This window comes from Paenibacillus agricola (assembly GCF_011440305.1).
GTDB lineage: Bacteria > Bacillota > Bacilli > Paenibacillales > NBRC-103111 > Paenibacillus_S > Paenibacillus_S agricola.
On the sequence record NZ_JAAOIW010000003.1, the window covers coordinates 372887 to 392677 of the forward strand.

At 47.4% G+C, this 19791-nt stretch carries 16 protein-coding genes and 1 other annotated feature; of the genes, 2 read left to right on the top strand and 14 right to left on the bottom strand.

What is annotated here, in order from left to right; translation table 11 throughout:
* Positions 1-4 precede the first annotated feature (4 nt).
* The 5 genes from G9U52_RS09695 to G9U52_RS40835 form a co-directional block, all read right to left on the bottom strand.
* The gene (locus tag G9U52_RS09695) at positions 5-1387 is read right to left on the bottom strand and encodes a bifunctional folylpolyglutamate synthase/dihydrofolate synthase (protein WP_243767275.1); all 1383 of its coding nucleotides are present in this window, start codon (positions 1385-1387) and stop codon (positions 5-7) included.
* Positions 1388-1426: 39 nt separating this feature from the next.
* The gene (locus G9U52_RS09700) at positions 1427-4096 is read right to left on the bottom strand and encodes a valine--tRNA ligase (RefSeq protein ID WP_166148806.1); all 2670 of its coding nucleotides are present in this window, start codon (positions 4094-4096) and stop codon (positions 1427-1429) included.
* A gap of 57 nt (positions 4097-4153) precedes the next feature.
* Positions 4154-4516 (bottom strand) — a binding site (T-box leader).
* Positions 4517-4680: 164 nt separating this feature from the next.
* Complete coding sequence (locus tag G9U52_RS09705) at positions 4681-5649, bottom strand: LysM peptidoglycan-binding domain-containing protein (RefSeq protein ID WP_311764839.1); 969 nt, start codon at positions 5647-5649, stop codon at positions 4681-4683.
* Between the two features lie 94 nt (positions 5650-5743).
* Complete coding sequence (locus tag G9U52_RS09710; protein WP_166148808.1) at positions 5744-6625, bottom strand: RluA family pseudouridine synthase; 882 nt, start codon at positions 6623-6625, stop codon at positions 5744-5746.
* 1 nt (position 6626) lies between these two features.
* Entirely contained in the window at positions 6627-6749 is a 123-nt protein-coding gene (locus G9U52_RS40835) for a hypothetical protein (RefSeq protein WP_279538585.1), read from the bottom strand.
* 176 nt (positions 6750-6925) lie between these two features.
* Between G9U52_RS40835 and G9U52_RS09715 the strand changes: the two genes are divergently transcribed.
* Positions 6926-8752, top strand: a complete 1827-nt coding sequence (locus G9U52_RS09715) for a phosphodiester glycosidase family protein (RefSeq protein ID WP_243767242.1) — start codon at positions 6926-6928, stop codon at positions 8750-8752.
* A gap of 136 nt (positions 8753-8888) precedes the next feature.
* Here G9U52_RS09715 and hemL read toward each other — a convergent pair whose 3' ends face one another.
* The gene (gene hemL, locus G9U52_RS09720; RefSeq protein WP_375790242.1) at positions 8889-10193 is read right to left on the bottom strand and encodes a glutamate-1-semialdehyde 2,1-aminomutase; all 1305 of its coding nucleotides are present in this window, start codon (positions 10191-10193) and stop codon (positions 8889-8891) included.
* A 98-nt stretch (positions 10194-10291) separates the two neighbouring features.
* Here hemL and G9U52_RS09725 point away from each other — a divergent pair, with 98 nt between their 5' ends.
* The gene (locus tag G9U52_RS09725; protein ID WP_207952875.1) at positions 10292-10975 is read left to right on the top strand and encodes a Crp/Fnr family transcriptional regulator; all 684 of its coding nucleotides are present in this window, start codon (positions 10292-10294) and stop codon (positions 10973-10975) included.
* Positions 10976-10991: 16 nt separating this feature from the next.
* On the opposite strand, the gene hemG is transcribed toward G9U52_RS09725, so the two are convergent.
* The 8 genes from hemG to G9U52_RS09765 form a co-directional block, all read right to left on the bottom strand.
* On the bottom strand, positions 10992-12446 hold the full coding sequence (gene hemG, locus G9U52_RS09730; protein ID WP_166148812.1) for a protoporphyrinogen oxidase: 1455 nt from the start codon (positions 12444-12446) through the stop codon (positions 10992-10994).
* 6 nt (positions 12447-12452) lie between these two features.
* The gene (gene hemH, locus G9U52_RS09735; protein WP_166148814.1) at positions 12453-13388 is read right to left on the bottom strand and encodes a ferrochelatase; all 936 of its coding nucleotides are present in this window, start codon (positions 13386-13388) and stop codon (positions 12453-12455) included.
* Positions 13389-14453 (bottom strand): uroporphyrinogen decarboxylase, encoded by a 1065-nt coding sequence (gene hemE / locus G9U52_RS09740; RefSeq protein ID WP_166148816.1) that lies wholly within the window; start codon positions 14451-14453, stop codon positions 13389-13391.
* Positions 14454-14680: 227 nt separating this feature from the next.
* Positions 14681-15673 carry a porphobilinogen synthase gene (hemB, locus tag G9U52_RS09745; protein WP_166148818.1) on the bottom strand — a complete coding sequence of 331 codons (993 nt, stop codon included), beginning with the start codon at positions 15671-15673 and terminating at the stop codon, positions 14681-14683.
* Positions 15674-15709: 36 nt separating this feature from the next.
* Complete coding sequence (cobA, locus tag G9U52_RS09750) at positions 15710-17245, bottom strand: uroporphyrinogen-III C-methyltransferase (protein ID WP_166148820.1); 1536 nt, start codon at positions 17243-17245, stop codon at positions 15710-15712.
* Between the two features lies 1 nt (position 17246).
* Positions 17247-18194, bottom strand: a complete 948-nt coding sequence (gene hemC / locus G9U52_RS09755; RefSeq protein WP_166148822.1) for a hydroxymethylbilane synthase — start codon at positions 18192-18194, stop codon at positions 17247-17249.
* A gap of 13 nt (positions 18195-18207) precedes the next feature.
* Positions 18208-18924, bottom strand: a complete 717-nt coding sequence (locus tag G9U52_RS09760; protein ID WP_166148824.1) for a precorrin-2 dehydrogenase/sirohydrochlorin ferrochelatase family protein — start codon at positions 18922-18924, stop codon at positions 18208-18210.
* 37 nt (positions 18925-18961) lie between these two features.
* Entirely contained in the window at positions 18962-19786 is an 825-nt protein-coding gene (locus G9U52_RS09765; protein WP_166148826.1) for a cytochrome C assembly family protein, read from the bottom strand.
* Positions 19787-19791 lie beyond the last annotated feature (5 nt).

The window sequence follows — 19791 nt, forward strand, 5'->3', positions numbered from 1 at the left end:
GCTCTCACCAGCCTTTTTCAGAATCGGATTGATAAAGGATCCAGGAACGGACATCCCCTATTAAATATAAGGTACCGGACACAACGGCCAAATCTTTCTCTGTTGTTCTGCTTTTTGCCAGCTCTAAAGCTACCCTCCAGTCCGGCTCTGCAATGATTTCAATATCAGGCAGGTTCATTTCCTTAGCGATCGTTGCAGCTAGCTCAGCTAGCTTGGTTGCCTCTTCTTTTTTGTACCACACTGGTTCCGTAACAATTAAAGTGTTCACCAATGGTAGTATATGCCGCAAATAACCGGAATGATTCTTGGTTGACAGCATTCCCATAACAAAATGTAGCTGGTCATAGCGGTAGGTATCCCTAAGCGCTTGCGCCAGCGCCGCGCCGCCTTCCGGATTGTGGGCTCCGTCTATCAGGATGCGAGGCTCCGTAGAGACCATCTCTAACCGTCCAGCCCAACGGGTCTCTTTCATCGCACGTAATAGCACATCATCTTCGATGATTAATGCATAGTATTGGCGCAGCAGTTCAAGGGTCATCAGCGCAACTGCGGCATTTTGTAATTGATGTGTTCCATTCATAGATATACATACTTGGTTAATCGAGCGAAAGGGCCCTTCAAAATTGAAAATTTGTTCATTCTCTTGCGATGAAAGGACCTCATAGCGGAAGTTCCGGTTATTTAAGTAAAGCGTGCAGTTTTTGGATTTGGCTTCCTGTGCAAGGATATCGATCAAGCCTGGCTGGTCAACCGCGCTCACTACAGGCATGCCCGCTTTAATAATCGCTGCCTTTTCTGCAGCCACCGCCTCCAGCGTATTCCCCAGTATTTCCATATGGTCATGGCCTACATTTGTAATTACCGTCATAATGGACTTGACGATATTCGTCGAATCCAGCCGTCCGCCCAAACCCGTCTCCCACACTACGTAATCTACACAAGCCGTTTTGGCAAAATAATCGATCGCTACCGCAGTCGATACCTCGAACATAGTAGGCTGGCCCAATTCAGACGCAGCAACCTGGTCGACTAATGGTTTGAGCTTGTTCACCGTGAAAAGCAGATCCTCGTCAGCCATGTTCGATCCGTTCCAGCGGATTCGATCCGTATATTTCTCAATGTACGGAGAAGTAAAGGTGCCCACCCCATAATCGCTTTGCTTGAGCACCTCGGTCAGATATGCGCATACCGAGCCTTTGCCGTTAGTCCCGGCAATATGAATAAACTTCAGACGGCGTTCTGGATTGCCCAGCAGCTCCATCAACCGCTCCATCCGCTTGAGACCTGGTTTAATCCCGAATTTCACCAGGTTGACGATCCAATCTATCGCCTCTGCCGCACTTTGAAATGCATCTACCCTATCAGCAGCATTGGAATTACCATCCAAATTTAGTTGTGTTTCCTTCGCCTCATTACTCACTTGTACTCACCCTCTCAGCTCTGCCAAGCGGGCAATTACTTTATCACGCTTATCAGCGTAATCGGCCAGCTTCGCTTTTTCTTCATCAATCACCTTGGCAGGAGCCTTGGCGACGAAGCCTGCATTTCCAAGCTTCTTCTCGATCCGCTCAACCTCACCATGCAACGATTGCAATTCTTTTTCCAAACGTACCAATTCTTGCGATATATCGATTAAGCCAGCAAGCGGCAAATACAGCTCAGCACCTGTAACGATGCCCGTCATCGCTTTGTCCGGGTTCACGATCGTTAAGCTGACCTCAAGCAAGGAGGTATTGCTAAAACGGCGAATATATTCCTCGTTGCGCTTAAGGATGGCCAAATATTCAGCATTTGCCGGCTTTACGAGCAGCTCAATTTTTTTGCTCATCGGCACATTAACTTCAGCACGAATATTGCGTACGGCACGAATCACATCCATCAGCAGATCCATCTCGCGTACCGCTTCCGCGGCCTCCCAGCTTTCCTTATATACCGGCCAAGGTGCAAGTGTAATCGTTTCGCCCTCATGAGGAAGATGCTGCCAAATCTCTTCGGAGAGGAAAGGCATAAACGGATGAATAAGGCGTTGAGTTTGATCCATTACATAAGCAAGAACGGACTGTGTCGTTTTTTTTGCTTGTGCGTCAGTACCATATAGAGAAAGCTTGCTAAATTCAATATACCAGTCACAGAGGTCATCCCAAATGAAGTTATACAGCAAACGCCCGGTTTCCGCGAATTCGTAAGAATCAATCAGCCTGGTAATATCGCGTACCGTTTCATTCAAGCGATGCAGAATCCAGCGGTCTGCTGTGCTGAGCGTACCTGTCAAATCGATATCCTTGATAGAAAAGCCGTTCAGGTTCATCAAGACAAATCGGGAGGCGTTCCAAATTTTATTAGCAAAATTACGTGCCTGCTCTACCTTCTCCCAGCGGAAGCGCAAATCCTGGCCGGATGTCGAGCCTGTGGAGAGCATAAACCGCATTGCATCGGCGCCATACTTCTCAATAACCTCCAGCGGATCTACACCATTGCCAAGCGATTTGGACATCTTGTGACCATCCGCATCACGTACCAAGCCATGCATAAGCACGTCTTTGAAAGGAATTTGGTCGGTAAATTCCAATGCCGTGAAGATCATCCGCGAAACCCAAAAGCCAATAATGTCGTAACCTGTTACAAGCAAGCTAGTTGGATAGAAGCGGCTTAAATCCTCGGTTTCATCGGGCCAGCCCAGTGTCGAGAAGGGCCATAACGCGGAGCTAAACCATGTATCCAGTACATCCTCGTCCTGTCGCAGATTTGTGCTGCCGCATTTCGAGCATACCTCCACCAAGTCATGTGCTACATGGATTTCATTGCAATCCTCGCAATACCAAGCAGGGATTTGGTGCCCCCACCACAGCTGGCGGGAAATACACCAATCCCGGACGTTTTCGATCCAATATAAATAAGTCTTCTCAAAGCGGTCGGGGACAAAATGAACCCCTGTACCTGATTTTTGTGATTCGATTGCTTTCTCAGCCAGTGGCTTCATGTTGACGAACCACTGTGTAGATAAATAAGGCTCAACCACCGCGCCGCTGCGCTCACTGTGCCCAACCTGGTGTACGTGATCCTCGATCTTCACAAGGACACCGTTTTCCTTCATATCGGCAACGATCTGCTTCCTGCATTCGAACCGGTCCAGCCCTTTATATGCCCCTGCAAGATCATTCATTGTACCAGTTTCATCCATTACCAATACCTGCGGCAAATCATGGCGCTTGCCAACCTCGAAGTCATTCGGATCGTGGGCCGGCGTAATTTTAACTGCACCCGTTCCAAATTCCTTATCCACATACTCGTCGCCGATAATCGGAATTTCACGGTTAACAAATGGTAAGGTGATCATCTTGCCGATCAGATGCTTGTAACGGTCATCCTCCGGATGTACAGCAACGGCTGTATCGCCAAGCATGGTTTCTGGGCGTGTTGTTGCCACAACGATGTAATCCTCACTGTCCTTGACCGTATATTTCAAATGATACAGATGTCCCTGTACCTCTTTATGCTCAACCTCAATATCCGATATCGCCGTACGTGCCGCAGGATCCCAATTTATAATATAGTTGCCGCGGTAGATCAAGCCTTTGTTATACATCGTTACGAAAACTTCGCGGACAGCCTTCGAGAGGCCTTCATCCAACGTGAAACGCTCACGGGAATAATCCAGGGAAAATCCCATTTGCGCCCACTGCTCGTGGATGGATTCGGCATAAAGAGCTTTCCATTCCCATACCTTCTCCAGAAACTTTTCACGGCCTAGGTCATAACGGGTAATGCCTTCCTCACGCAGCTTCTGCTCCACCCGGGTCTGGGTAGCTATACCTGCATGATCGGAGCCCGGCAGCCATAATGTATCATAGCCCTGCATCCTTTTCGTCCGGATCATAATATCTTGCAATGTGCAGTCCAGTGCATGGCCGATATGCAGCATACCGGTTACATTCGGCGGTGGAATCACGATCGTATACGTCTCTGCATCCTTGCGTTTGCCTGCTTTAAAATATTCGCCCTTCAGCCAATAATCATACCATTTCTTTTCTGCTTCCTTTGGGTCATAGGTTGTTGGCATTTCAGTTGTGTTTGCTTCTATTTTTGCTTCTTCCATCGCTGGTTCCTCCATGACATATACATACTATTTTGAACAACAAAAAATCCTTCCGCCGCAAAGGACGAAAGGATATGCTTCCGTGGTACCACCTTTATTCCGCATAAGAACGAAGCCTTGAGCTGGATGCTGCCGAAAACTGGCGGCTTTCCCTTCCCTAGTAGCTTGCTTCCTTCTGAAATGCGGCACTTCAACAGATAACGGCTGATACCGGCAATATCTATATACCTGAGAGTCCACCCCACACTTCAGCCTTCGAAACCTTCTTGTTCCTTCGAAGAGATGATGGGCTTTTCTGCAAGCCTTGAATATCGCAACTCCAGGGCGACTTCGGCAAGTTACATCCTACGGAACCTCTCAGCGTAACAATTCCGCTCTCTGATGGGTTAGCTGCCTACTATTCCCTTTCCAAGTTATTGAAACATATGATGATTCCTATGATAAACAACATTATCGATCGAGTCAATATGAGGATGGCCTGCAATCAGCCCTTTCTTCTTCATTATAACCGAAAAACGCCCCAGCCAACCCTATTTCGGGCCAGCTTAGGGGCGTTTATTCATACCGTACGGGAACTTATCGAGTTATCGAGGGATGTATACAATTTGCCCTTCGGTTACTTCCTGCTCCGGCAATCGATTGAATAAGGCGATCTCACGTGGGTTTAACTCGTAACGCTTCGCAATTGTATCCAATGTTTCTTCCTTTTGGACGATACATAAACGGAGCCTGCGAAATTCTTGCTGGTCATTGGTGGTATTCAATAATAGTTTTTTCCATTCCAACCTGTCGCCTGGAGCGATAGCCCCGGCTCCGGCTCCGGCTTGCTCGGTACGTTGCTCCGCTGTGACTGAAGCTGAGCTGCTTAGCAATGATGTTAAGCCGATCGGCTTGGGAGCCTTGAGTTCTTCCGGTTGTTTGCCTGTAAAGGCAATTTTCATTTCCTTCTTCTCATCGACTAAAACTTCATCTGTGGATATGTCTACTTGCTGCTGTGCAGCCTCCATTAGTGCTTCTTCTTGCAGCCACAGCTGTTCTTCCTGCTGGTTCTCTAACGCCCATTCGTTGACTAATGGATCTGGAGGCGGCAACGGAGATCGCTCTTGGATGGGAGGTGCAGCATGGTTATTTACAAACACCACTTCCTCCTCCTCATCCTCATTCCATGGATTCCGCTCCACGGACAGCGCCACCTCCTCCAGTCCGTTTAGAGAAAGCACACCTGTAATATTGAGGCTTCGTGTAGAAAGAATGTCAACATCAAAATTTTCGATCTCAACGGCAATGTCCTGGGTGCGCTGTACACGGTTCATGGGCAATGTAATCTCAACCGGAATCAGGTGTTCGAGCGTACGGTTCCCCATACCCTGTTCATCCACATAAGTGCCTGTCAACAGCAGATTGCCCCGTAGCAACGCTTGGTCGTCATGAGGAACAACCTGAATATGAGGAACGAGCTCCACATTCTCCAGTTCTTTTATGCCGGCTAAGCCCTCCGACAAATGCACCCGTTCATAGATATCAAACCGCAACCCATTTTGCTGCTCGGCCACTGTCTTGTCCTCCCTTCAAAAACTAAATCATCCAACCCAGTTAAGCTGTTTTAGTTGTCTTTAGATTTATATGGTTTGTGAGGAAGGAGCATGACTATATTTTTTGCAGAGTAGCCAATAGCTCCTGAAAATCAAGGGGCCAAGGGTCATAAACTTCGATTGGCTCGCCAGTCAACGGATGGCTAAAAGATAAACATTCACCGTGCAGCGCTTGCCTGGATATCCCCGTATTTTGCCCACCATACAAGCGATCTCCCCAAATTGGAAAACCCAGATGGCTCAAATGAACACGGATTTGGTGGGTCCTCCCTGTCTCCAACCGAAGCCTTACTAAGGTGGCTTGCTTAAAGGACTCCACAACTTCATAGTGGGTCACTGCACTTTCTCCGGTTGGCGATACACGCCTGCGTGCTGGATGATGGCGATCCTTTCCTATCGGCACATCCATTATTCCTTTAGGTTTGGTTATCCGCCCTTGCACAATTGCCACATAGTCGCGCCTAATCGACTTGTCGCGCATCGCTTCATCAAGCCTTAAATGCGCCCACTCATGCTTTGCATACAGCAAAGGTCCTGTCGTATCCTCATCCAGACGATGGATATGCCGTACCTTGCATGCCTGCCCTGTGCTCTCATAATAGCTAGCGACTGCCTCGGATAAAGTAGATGGCCCGGCGTTGCTTGCCCCGGAGCCATCCCCATGCACCTTCACCCCAGCAGACTTGTGGACAACCAGACAGAAATCGTCTTCGTAAAGCACTTCTACTGGCACCCATTCCTGCATATCATGCAGGAGTTCATTAGGAAATAGCTTTAAGCTGACCCGGTTCCCTTTACTGGAGAATCCGCCACTTCTGACTAACTTTTTCAGGTACGGATCGGATATTCGGATATAAGCGCCAATATCGACCTCGGATTCGAGTGGACGCGGTAGTATAAGCTCCAACCATTCTCCCTTTTTCTTCCATGGAACCATGCTATTTATTCACCTTTTTCATATGGTAGACTCCATAAGCAACCAGCCCCAGGAATATTAAAAAAAACACAAACATAACCACATAGGTTTCTAACGTAATCCCGTAAACACTGTATTTTTCCACCGTTATACCGCCTCATTCTCAGGATATCTATACCCATTGTAGCAAATAAAATCCGTGACTACAAAAGGCATTTCCCCTTTCTGTCAAGTAAATTCATCTATTAAAATCACCGTATTTATGCTAGAATTAGATGTATTTATTTATTTTTACACTTTGAAATAGGAGAGGACTACACATTGAGCACTGCCCTACAATTCTTTCAGTCCACCAAGCAGCAGCTTCAGGATTGGAGTTGGTTTAAACGCTCCCTAATGATATTCACTTTATTGACCTTCCTAGTCTCTAGCTTTTTATTTCTGACAAGCCCGGGAACAGACATCCGGATCTGGATGGCCAATTCCGTTATTATTACACAGCATCGTGAATGGGCATGGATCTTCGTAGGTACGGCACAACGAGACAGCATGGTTAGTGAAATGCATCAGTTCATTGAAGAAAATGCCGAGGAAAAGCAACAATTTAGCCTGATTAAGCATCAGCCAGTGCAAACAATAGCCACACGCAAAAACCGCACAATCGATGAGCTGATCAAGGTAGAAGATATATCGGGAACCTTCTGGAAAGGCAAACGGATGTATGTGTATGACCCCAAATCCATTCGTCTTATGACTCCTGCCAAAGCTGGAGAGGGCGAAAAAATCTCTGCTATGGTAAAGCGAACAGGAGCTGTAGCTGGTGTAAATGCCGGAGGTTTTGACGATCCTGAAGGCTTAGGCAACGGATTTGCTGCTATCGGGGCGATTATCTCCGGGGGCGAAGTGATTTACACCGACCAAGAAAGCAATACTCCCCAGCATATCGTCGGCTTTACTAAGGACGGAACGCTCGTTATCGGTAAATACAATATGTTTGAGCTCAAAGAGATGGGGATTTCTGAGGCTGCATCCTTCTATCCGCGCGTTATCGCCAATGGGAAGCCGCTTCCGATCAATGATGTAAGCCGTGCGCCCCGTACGGCCATCGCCCAAAAGGCAGACGGCACGGTCATCTTCATTATCGTCGATGGCCGGCAAACGCATAGCGTTGGAGCTACCCTAAAAGAAATACAGGATATCTTTCTTGCCGAGAATGTTATTAATGCAGGCTTTCTCGATGGCGGTGCCTCGTCCGAGCTAGTCGTAAACGGCGAACTTGTCACGAAGCCTTCCAGCCGTTACGGAGAGCGCAGGCTGCCCTCTGCTTATCTCGTGTATGACCATCCCGAGGATGCTGTAGCCAATCGGGTTTGGGACGGCTTAACCACTATTAATGCAGGAGGCGCCTTCGACCACCCTGACTTTTTGAAGGAGCAAGCCGCCCGTAAAACGAATCCTAAGGCTGCTACAACCCCTACCACTACGCCCACAAAGCCAGTTGAACCTGTTAAACCTACCCAAACAGGAGCAGGGACAACTACGAATGGTGCAGGTAGCAAGCCTGCAGGCAGTACGGAAACAACAACACCTGCACAAAAGGATAATAAGACGTCGGTTTCCCCTGCACCAAACAGCACTACAGATCCGGCAAAGGATGTAACAAAGCCGGTGACCAGCACGGGGAATCCGCAGCAGGGCAATAATCCAGCAGGTACAGGTTCCACAGGCAGTACGGCAACAACACCTGGCACCAACACTATGCCAGCGGCCGGTACAACAGCACCAGCCAATGCCACACCGACCGGTACCAGTCCTACTGTCCCTACAACGGCTGACCCAAGCATTAAGGTACCAGCAGGCGGCACCCTGGCACCTGCCGATAATATAGCGCCACCAATTACACCTCCAGCGTCTAGCGATGCCAATGTCAAAAGCCCTGCACCCGTAACAGCACCAGTTAGCGATTCGACAACCAAAACGACTCCAGCCGCTGATACAAGTGTAAAGACAACAGCACCAGTGACGGCTCCAACAACTACAACGCCAGCAGCAAATGCTCCGACAGGAGCCAGCAATGCTGCACCCCTTACAGTTTCTCCTGTCACACCAGTAACACCTGTGGCTCCAACAACACCAGCAGCGCCGTGAAAGGTTAACTAATCCTTTCCTACAGCTACAGCACATCTATGCAAGAAAAAGGATCAAACGCCAACTACTACAGCGTTTGATCCTTTTTTCTTGATCTAGTAATCCCTTGTGCCGTAGCTGTTGTCCCACTTCCTTTTTACTGGGACAGGGACTGCAACGATTTATAATGAACTTCAATCGTTTGCTCGATATCCTCATCCGAATGGGCAGTGGATACAAACATGCCTTCGAATTGGGAGGGCGCTACGCTGACCCCATGGTCAAGCAAAGCGGCAAAATATTGATTAAACTGCTGCAAATTAGCGGTCTTCGCGGTTTCATAATCGGTGACTTGCTGGTCCGTAAAAAACGGACAAATCATCGAACCTACGCGGTTCACCGTGCAGGCAATCCCTAGCTCTTGTGCATTAGACAGAAAGCCTGCTTCCAATCGGGCGGATCTGCGTTCCAGCTCCTCATAGACGCCCGGTTGCCCTAATAGGCGCAATGTCGTATACCCTGCCGCCATTGCAAGCGGGTTGCCCGAAAGCGTCCCGGCCTGGTAAATCGGTCCGCTAGGCGCCATATGCTCCATGATCTCGCGTGAGCCCCCATAGGCACCCACAGGTAAGCCTCCGCCGATAACCTTGCCCAGACAGGTAAGATCCGGTTTGATCCCGTATAAGCCTTGTGCACTGCCCAAGCCAACGCGGAAGCCCGTCATAACCTCGTCAAAGATCAGCAAGCTGCCATAGCGGGTAGTAATGTCACGAAGCCCTTGCAAAAAACCTGGCAGCGGTAAAACCACGCCCATATTGCCAGCAATCGGCTCTACGATCACCGCGGCGATTTCTTCTCCATACTTCTCAAAAGCAACACGGATCGATTCCAAATCATTATAGGGAACCGTTATCGTGTTGGCAGCTACGCTATCCGGAACACCTGGGCTGTCGGGCAAGCCTAATGTAGCTACCCCTGAGCCTGCTTTTATAAGTAGGGCATCGGCATGTCCATGATAACACCCTTCAAATTTCAAAATTTTTGATCTCCGCGTATACCCTCTGGCCAGCCTTAGCGCACTCATCGTTGCTTCCGTGCCGGAATTGACCATCCGCACCATTTCGATCGATGGCATTCTTTCAATAACCAGCTTCGCCATTAAGGTTTCTAGCTCTGTAGGAGCACCAAAGCTTGTCCCTAATTCTGCGGCTTTTTTTATGGCTTCCACGACTTCAGGATGACAATGGCCTACAATTAGTGGCCCCCATGATCCGATATAATCTATGAACTCATTGCCATCAATATCGTATACGCGAGAGCCTACCCCTCTTTCCATAAAAAGTGGAGTCAGGCCTACCGATTTAAATGCACGGACTGGGCTGTTTACCCCTCCTGGGATAACCTCCCTCGCTTCAGCAAATGCTTTTGCCGAACGTTGATCATTACGTTTGTTCGAATTCACGATGTAGCTCCCCTTCCTTTGCGATAAAATAACTTGAAAACCGGCAAAAATCGATATATAATAATTCGATCTATGTAGTGCTGTGCGACCAACTTTTAATGAAGAAGTGGGGAAAAATGATGATCGATTTTTTACGAAAAGTACCCTTATTTGCCAGTCTTACCAATCCACAACTATCTATTATTTCCAATATTTGCACCAGAAAATCATTCAAAGCCCATACGATTTTATTTCAAGAAAAAGAACCGGGATCGGTATTTTATATTGTTTATAGCGGCAGTGTGAAAATTTATACAGCAGCCACCTCTGGTGAAGAAAAGATACTTTCGCTGTTTAAGTCCGGCGACAGCTTCGGAGAGCTTTCATTGATTGACGGCAAGCCACGCTCTGCATCGGCGCAAACGCTTGAAGACAGCACGATGATCGTTCTTAACGCACCTAATTTTTTGGATCTGCTGAAATCCAATTTCGATATTTCCTTATGCATCATGCGGGAGCTAAGCAATCGCTTGCGTGATACGAACCAGCATGTCCATGACCTTACCTTTTTGGATGCCAGATCCCGAGTGATTAAGAGCCTGATTAAGCTCGCCAACAAAAATGGCATCCGCACCGGAAACATCGTCACGATCAAAATGATGCTTAATTATGATGAGGTTTCGCAAATGGCAGGTGTGCAAAAGCCCATCCTGATGCAGGTCATCCGGGATTTCCAGGAAAGACAGATTTTAACCTTTTTGGGATCCGAAATGAAGCTCGACCTTGCAAAGCTAAGAGGATAATCTTACATCCTTGATTTTAACCTTGTGCTTTATTGGCTGACAACCATGCTACTAGTGTCTGAGCAGCTTCCTTGCCTTGCCTTACACAATCGGGAAGTCCGACACCATGAAAAGCAGCACCGGTTACTAGAACACCAGGCATTTGCTCAGCCAAGCTGCTACGAACCCGATTCACCATCTGTAGATGGCCAACCGGATACTGGGGCATGGAACGCGGCATTTTGGTTATTTCCGTAAACTGCGGCTGCGCCGTAATACCCATGAGCTCACGTAAATCGTGGCGTACCCCATCGATGATTTCGGCCTCTGACATTCCCATCCACCGTTCATCTCCCGAACGCCCCACATAACAACGCAGCAATACTTTGCCCGGAGGAGCAGCATGTAGCCATTTAGAGGAAGTCCAGGTACATGCCGTTATAAACCGCCCTTCACTGCGTGGAACGAGCAACCCACTGCCATCTACCTCACGCACCATATCCAACTCATCGAAAGCCATAATCACATTAGCAACCGATACGTAAGTAATCTTGCTTAACTCCTCCGCTACCGGAATCCCATCAAGTAAAGATGATATGGCATATGCAGGCAAAGCAATAACGACCCCGTCAAACCGTTCAACTTCACCATTGCCATCATACAAATCGTAACTCTGCCCTGCTCCGTTTTGTACTTTGCTAATTCGGCTTATTTCCCTATTTTTCACAAAACGAATATCGTCGAGTGCATCCACAAGACCATCAACGACCGTTTGCAGACCTTTTTTAAAAGTCAAAAAAACCGTATTTCGCACCGCTTCAGGCAATGTTTTACTTTCCTCGCCACCCTGCTTGCGATTAATGGTCATTCCCTTAATTAAGCTGCGGTGCTTCTGCTCTAAAGCGTGAAATTGCGGAAAGGTCGCTTTCACACTTAACGCATACGTGTCCCCGGCATATATGCCTGCTAATAAAGGCTCAGCAATTTGGGTTAATACCTCTTTGCCCAGCCTCCGTTCCAAAAAAGCCCCTAATGATTCGTCTTCCGTGCTTTGCCGCTTGGGAAGCAATAAATCAAGTGCCGCGCGGGCTTTACCCATAGGAGATAGCAGACCTGTCTTCATAAACGGACCCATTTCAGTAGGAATCCCCAGTACAAGGCCAGGCGGCATCCTGTGAAATTGGTTACCTTTTATGATATATGTTTTTTTAGCATTAGGGTTCGTGCCGGTCAATTGGTCCTCTAGCCCCAATTCCCGAGCTAGCTCCAGCATCGGTAATTTTCGCGCCAAAAAAGAGTCCGGTCCCTTTTCAATGACGAACCCTTCTTTGTGTAAGGTGTTAATCCGGCCGCCCCATACCCCACTTTTGTCGATCAATGTCAATTCAAGCGGAATGCCCTGCTCCGCCATCTGTTTCTTCAAATAATAAGCGGCTGTTAAGCCCGTAATCCCACCGCCAATAACCGCAACGCGTTTAGGTTGATTGTCCACCCGACATCATTTCCTCTCACATAGCGCGAATACAACATCGCTTAGTGTTTCCATGTACAATGGATCCGTATTTAACGAAGCTGTACGCTCCAAATGGATTCCCAATTCACGAGCTACCTTTTGCGCTTCAATATCAAGGTCATATAATACTTCCAAATGGTCAGATACAAAGCCTATGGGACAGACCAGTACATTCTCCACCTGATCATCTTTGACGACAGTATGCAAAATATCAAGAATGTCGGGTCCAAGCCAAGGCACTCCGGTCCGGCCCGCACTTTGCCAACCAAACTGCCAATTATCAACACTGGTTTGTGCGGCGACTGCCCGAGCTGTTTCCAGCAGCTGCTCTGGGTACGGGTCACCGATTTCCAGTATTTTCTCTGGTAGACTATGTGCCGTAAAGACGACGCGAACATTGTTCCTTGGCGTGCCTACAAAGCGCTGCAAGGATTCGTTGACCCGCTCTGATAGTGCAAGAAGAAGCTTCGGATGCAAATGATAGCTTTGTACGAATTGGATAGACAATCCGAGCTCATCGGCTTTATCCTGTGCGCGTTTGATATACCCACCTACGCTCATCGAGGAATAATGCGGCGCCAGAACGATGCCCACGGCTTGCGTAATCCCATCCTTAACCATCTGCTCCACGCCATCCTCCACATAAGGTGAAGCGTGCTTCAAGCCTTGGTAGCAAACAAAGGAATAGCCTGGATGGTCGGCGTTCAAACGATCTTCAAAAGCTTGTACCTGCTTGTTCGTATTTTCTCTAAGCGGAAAAAAGCCTCCGACAATGGCTTCATACCGATCTGTCAAATCCTTAAGCTGTTCAGATGTAGGCGGTCGGCCTCTACGAATATGGGTATAATAGGCTTCGACCTGGTCAAGGCTTTCTGGTGTGCCATAGGACATAACGAGTACACCAATACGCTGCTGTGACATTTACACACCACTTCCTTGCTTGGATGCAGCAATTGCAGCCGTCGAATACGAGTGGACAAATTCAGTTAGCTCATGAAGCTTGTCGATAGAGGCCTCTGGAAATAAGCCATGCCCGAAATTAAAAATATAACCCGGCTCCTTAATGCCTTGATCGATAATGACCTTAGCCTGTTCTTTAATAACTGACATGGGAGCCGTCAAGATGTAAGGATCCATATTGCCTTGAACGGCAAACCGCGAGCCTAATCTTTGACGGCCCTCAGCAATGGAAACACGCCAATCCAGCCCAATCACATCTGCCGCTACTTGCTGTAAGTGCGGAAGCAGCTCTCCTGAGCTAACGCCTGGGAAATAAACTTTGGGCTGTTCCAAATGCTTCAGCTCAGCGAAAATCCGCGTAATCGTTGGCAATACATAATATTGAAAATCTTTAGGAGATAAAGCCCCAACCCAGCTGTCAAAAAGCTGCACGGCCTTAGCACCAGCGGCGATATGCGCTTTTAAATAAGTAATGACCATGTCGCCTAGCTTATCCATCAATTTAAACCATACCGCCGGTTCGTTATACATAAGCTCTTTAGTGCGAATATAGCTTTTGGATGGCTTGCCTTCGATCAAATAGCTGGCAATCGTAAAGGGTGCGCCGGCAAATGTGATCAACGGCACCTGCAATTCGCCTACAAGAATCTCAATCGTTTTGATAATGTGGGATAAGTCCTTTTCCACTTGAATCGGGCGAAGCCGCTCGACATCCGCGCTTGATTTAATCGGGTTGTGAATAACCGGTCCAATATTTTTGACAATATCAAAGTCGATACCAATCGAGGCGACGGGGTTCATAATATCCGAATATAAAATGGCCGCGTCCACTCCAACCTTATGCACGGGCAGCAACGTCACTTCAGCTGCAAGCTCAGGCTGCTGGCAAATTTCGAGCAGGCTGTATTTCTCTTTGATCTTGCGGTAAGCCGGATCATAGCGTCCTGCCTGCCTCATATACCATACAGGAAGTGTATCTACCTCCTGCTTTTTACATGCTTTAATGAATGTATCGTTGTAGCTCATTTCATTCCCTCATTTCCGTATACTCCTGTGTCCATATTCATATTATGCCCTATTTGGTAACGTGTAACAACCAATTGGCTATCTTGAATCCGACAAATGTATGACAAGAACCGTTAGCAATTCTTGATCGTTCTCCTTGGCTTAGCACCTATAAAAGAAAGCTTTCCCCACACAACTGCCGTTGCACAAGAAAAGCTTTTTAACGAAGGCGATACCAATTTCAAGACCTATTCACGCAACCACTGCGCTATATCTTTAGCAAAATAAGTAATAATCAAATCAGCGCCTGCCCTTTTGAAGCCAATCATCATTTCCATAACGATTGCCCTTTCATCGATCCATCCCTGCAGTGCCGCTGCCTTTACCATGGAGTATTCGGCGCTCACATTGTAAGCCACAAGCGGCAGGTCGAATTGATCACGTAGCTGCCGAATAAGATCCATATAAGCCAATGCCGGCTTTACCATCAGGAAGTCCGCGCCTTCGACCACATCGGCCTCAGCCTCCCGGAGTGCTTCGCGCCCGTTCGCCGGATCCATTTGGTACGTTTTGCGATCACCAAACTGTGGTGCTGAATGTGCCGCTTCCCGGAACGGTCCGTAGAAAGCAGAAGCAAACTTAACGGAATAGGACATAATCGGAATATTCTCGAAGCCCGCTTCATCCAAGCCTTGGCGAATCGCGTACACGAAGCCGTCCATCATATTGGATGGCGCAATAATATCAGCGCCCGCTTCAGCTTGGGAGACAGCTGTTTGCACCAGCAGCTCAAGCGATGGATCATTTAGCACATCGGCACGTTGCTTGGACTCGTCGAAATGCACAACACCACAATGCCCGTGGTCTGTAAACTGGCATAAGCAGGTATCCGCAACAACAACAATTTGTGGCTGCTGTTTTTTGATGAGGCGGGTCGCTTGCTGGACAATACCATTGGTATCGAAAGCAGAGCTGCCCTGTGCATCCTTATGCTCAGGAACACCGAATAACAGGATCGACTGAATACCAAGTGCAGCAATCTCTTGTAGCTCCTGCTCCAAAAGATCCAAAGATAAATGGTAAACGCCTGGCATGGATGAAATCTCTTCCTTAACGCCTGTTCCATAGGTAACAAATATAGGATAAATAAGATCATGAACGGTAACAGTTGTTTCTCTTACCATATTGCGTAACGATGCTGAGCCTCTTAATCTACGATTACGTACAATGGGAAAACCCATAACCTTTTGCCTCCTACAATAGTAAGCCTTTATTCTTTATTCTTTATTCTTAGTTAAAATTTCCACAAGTGATTCGACAGTTGCTTCCTCTGCCAAATAATCGACAGTTAATCCAGCCTCAACTGCTGTTTGAGCCGTCACTGGACCGATACAGGCGATTTGGCAGCCTTTCATCAGCTCTAGTGGGTCGTCCACTCCTAATTCTTTGAATGCAAGGAATAAATTATTGACAGTGGAAGAGCTTGTAAATGTAATAATTTGAATTATCTTTTGCTTCAGCATTTCTATAACTTCGGCGCCGCCGTTTGTTTCCAGTACGGTTTCATAAACATCGACCTCTGTCACCTGCAAGCCTAATTCCTTCAATTTAGCAGGAATATAAGCTTTAGCTATATCTGCAGTCGGAAGCAGCACATGCTGTCCTGGCAGCATGTTCTCGGCAATCGATGCGAGCAGCTCGTCACCCTGAAACTTGGAAGGCAAGGATTCAACCTGAAGCCCTCGCCGTAGCAAAGCCTCTGAGGTTTTCGGCCCAACTGCCGCAATTCGCGCTTTATGCAGCACACGTATATCGATACGCCGCTCCCGGATTTGCTCAAAAAAATGTTCGACCCCGTTAACACTTGTAAAAATAACCCAGTCAAAATCACCCAAACGCGCTAAAGCATTTCCTAATTCTTGTAGCGCATCAGTTCCAGTTGGTGCTTGGATGCGAATAACCGGGAACTCTACCGCCTCGCCACCTAAATCCTCAATCGTATACACGAGGTCACTAGCTTGGCTGCGGGCTCTTGTGACGAGAATTCGTTTGCCAAAAAGCGGCTTTTTCTCAAACCAGGCTAACTTATCCCTAAGCTTGACGACTTCCCCGACAATAATGATCGCAGGAGATTTGAATTCAGCAATTCGTACCTTCTCTACAATATCACTTAATGTTCCTGTCAGCGTTTCCTGGTCCATCCACGTTCCCCAACGGATTAAGGCCACAGGAGTTGAAGTCGTTTTACCGCCATCTATGAGCTTATTGCATATAAACTCTAAATTGGCGACGCCCATTAAAAAGATCAGTGTTCCCGAAGCTTGCGATAAATTCTCCCAGTTTACACTGCTATAGGTTTTATTCTGGTATTCATGTCCAGTAACGATAGAGAAGGAAGAAGTGAAATCCCTATGGGTTACGGGTATACCCGCGTAGGTTGGAACAGCAATCGCTGATGTAATGCCCGGGACAATTTCAAATGTCACGTCATTGTCCGCCAATAGCTCTGCTTCCTCACCAACACGCCCGAATACACTGGGATCGCCACCCTTTAAACGTGTTACCGTTTTACCTTGTAGTGCCAAATCAACCAGTAGCTGATTAATTTCGGATTGCTTGAGCATATGCTTGTCCGGCAGCTTGCCGACGAATATTTTCTCAGCACCTGGCTTCATATGCCTTAGCAGCCGTGGACTTGCCAAGCGATCGTATACGACAACATCAGCACGCTGAATCGCCTCTAAACCACGAACGGTGATAAGCTTGGGGTCTCCAGGTCCTGCTCCAACCAGATATACGACGCCTTTTTTCACTTTATTCACCCCTAAAACTATCTAATATATCAGAAGCACCACGTTCAATTAACAAAAGAGCCAAATCATGGCCTAATTGCTCAGGATCGGTTCCTGTTTTGGTTTCTTTCAACATCACCGTACCATCCGGCAAGCCTACCATTCCCGTCAAGGTTATCATTCGGGCTCCACTAGAAGCATCCGGTTCAATAGTAGCATAGGCCCCGATAGGCACTTGACAGCCTCCATTGAGCTTTCCTAGAAAGCTTCGTTCCGCCATCACAGCAAGCTTAGTCAGCTCATCGTTATAATAATGGAGCAAATCCTGCACCACGGTATCGCCTTCTCTGCATTCAATGCATAGGGCACCTTGCCCTACGGCAGGTAAACAAATATCCGTTGGCAAGTAAGCGCTAATCCGATCCTTCCAGCCCATTCGATGCAATCCCGCAGCGGCAAGCAATATCGCATCGAAGCCTTCAGCCTCAAGCTTCTTCAATCTCGAATCAATATTGCCACGGATCGATTCTATGCGAAGGTCAGGGCGGTAATGCTGCAGCTGAGAGGAGCGCCTCAAGCTGCTGGTGCCTACTCTGGCACCTTGGGGCAAGTCAGCTAGCTGCAGGCTTTCTTGGGTAATTAAACAGTCTCTCGCATCCTCACGAAGAGGTATAGCTCCGATCGTAAGCCCTTCGGGAAGCTCCCAAGGCATATCCTTCATGCTATGTACAGCCAAATCGATTTCATGATCGAATAAAGCTTGCTCAATTTCTTTCACGAACAAGCCTTTGCCACCAACCTTGGACAAGGTAACATCCAGGATGCGATCCCCTTTAGTCACAATTTTTTTTAATTCAAATTCGCACTGGAGACCGTGCTTACGGCTAATCTCTTGGAGATGGCCGACCACCTGCTCGGTTTGTGTCAAAGCTAGTGCGCTTTGCCTCGTGCCCACCACTATCTTGCGCATCAGCCTACCCCCTTTAATGTAAGTGGCCTTGAATCCAAAGCCCTATCCGCACCATCCCATCAAGGGTTGGTGTTTGTGTTACACGATCAAATAGCTCCCGCTTCCAAGCTGCCTTCAAATGACCTAATCGGATAAAGCCGATAAGATCCCATTCAAGCATGAGCTTAAATACATGCTGTCGCACAACCGTATTGCCTACTAACGATTGGATTAACAGCCGTAGCTCCTGTAGCAGATCCAAGTAGTCCTCATACTCACTGCCGAACGTGTGCTCCAGCTCCTGCTTAATTTTCTTCGCAACAGCCGGGCTGGCGCCTCCTGTAGACACGGCGATAAGCAGCCGCCCTCTACGCACAACAGCTGGTACGATAAAGCCGCTGCCTGCGGTATGATCAGCTACTGTAACCAGCTTGCCCAAGGACTCCGCTTCCAAACGTATGGATTCATTAATCTCGTAGCTATCTGTTGCCGCAAATACGAGCGTAGCCTGAGCTACTGCTGACATGCCAGCACGGTAGCCTTCACGCACTAAAGCCAGCTTACCTTGCTGTACCCAGCTTTCCATCTGTGCACTGCAAGCTGGGCTTATAACGGTCACCAATGCCCCCGCTTCCAGTAAGGAAGCGGCTTTTCGTTCGGCTACAGCCCCGCCCCCAACAATAGCACAAGCTTTACCTGTTAAATTTGCAAACAATGGATAATAAGCTATAGAATCACTATTTATAGTCACCTTTCATTACCCCAATCCTGCTAGAAGCCACAATCTATCATGACCATTGATGAAAGGAAGAATAAAAATTGGCAAATACGATATTAAGCGCCATGATAAAAAAAGCAGCTAAATTCCAAAGTGCAAGCTTATACCCCGGGGTTTTTAACATGCCCCTTTGAAACAAATAAAAAATGTATGCCAATAATACAAACCAAGAATTAATAACCTTAGGGTCAAAAAAAAGTGCAGGATTATCCTCTAATGCAATCCAGACAACACCAATGGACATGCCTAGGAGCAGCAGTGGCGCTCCTATAATGACGGATACATAAGAATATTGATCGGTTTTGTCAAGACTTGGCAAACGTTGCATCAACTTAGACCATTTCTTCTCTTTAAGCTGGTGGTGCAGCAACAAATACATACCTGAGAATACAGCCGCGGCAACGAATGCCGTATAGCTTAGAATCGAAAAAGAAATATGAATAAAAAGAACCTCGTCTTGAATATTCCAGGAAGCTAATGATGGCGACACCTTCGGATTGCTAAAAAAATTTAATGCCAAGACCGTAAACCCTAACACGTTCACTACAAATACGAAAAACTCTATTCGGAAAAACCGGTTCACGATCAACGAAAGAGTAACAAGCAGCCAAGTCAGCATAAACAAGGTTTCGAACATTGAAAAAGCGACCAACGGATCATGATAAATTAAACCAGATACGAGATATATCGTTTGCAATACCCATACAAAAGAAAGCAACCCTGTACCCATCCGTTTTGCGCTTCGATTAGGACCAACAAAGTCCGAGAAGTAAAACAGCAGGCTCAGGGCATATATATATATTATGGCATCGTACAACCAGCTTTTCGTTACCATCGACC

Coding starts and splice junctions, on each gene's coding strand:
- G9U52_RS09700 (WP_166148806.1), bottom strand. CDS start 4,096: ATGGAAGAAGCAAAAATAGAAGCAAACACAACTGAAATGCCAACAACC.
- G9U52_RS09710 (WP_166148808.1), bottom strand. CDS start 6,625: ATGGTTCCATGGAAGAAAAAGGGAGAATGGTTGGAGCTTATACTACCG.
- G9U52_RS09725 (WP_207952875.1), top strand. CDS start 10,292: ATGAAGAAGTGGGGAAAAATGATGATCGATTTTTTACGAAAAGTACCC.
- hemH (WP_166148814.1), bottom strand. CDS start 13,388: ATGTCACAGCAGCGTATTGGTGTACTCGTTATGTCCTATGGCACACCA.
- hemE (WP_166148816.1), bottom strand. CDS start 14,453: ATGAGCTACAACGATACATTCATTAAAGCATGTAAAAAGCAGGAGGTA.
- hemB (WP_166148818.1), bottom strand. CDS start 15,673: ATGGGTTTTCCCATTGTACGTAATCGTAGATTAAGAGGCTCAGCATCG.
- hemC (WP_166148822.1), bottom strand. CDS start 18,194: ATGCGCAAGATAGTGGTGGGCACGAGGCAAAGCGCACTAGCTTTGACA.
- G9U52_RS09765 (WP_166148826.1), bottom strand. CDS start 19,786: ATGGTAACGAAAAGCTGGTTGTACGATGCCATAATATATATATATGCC.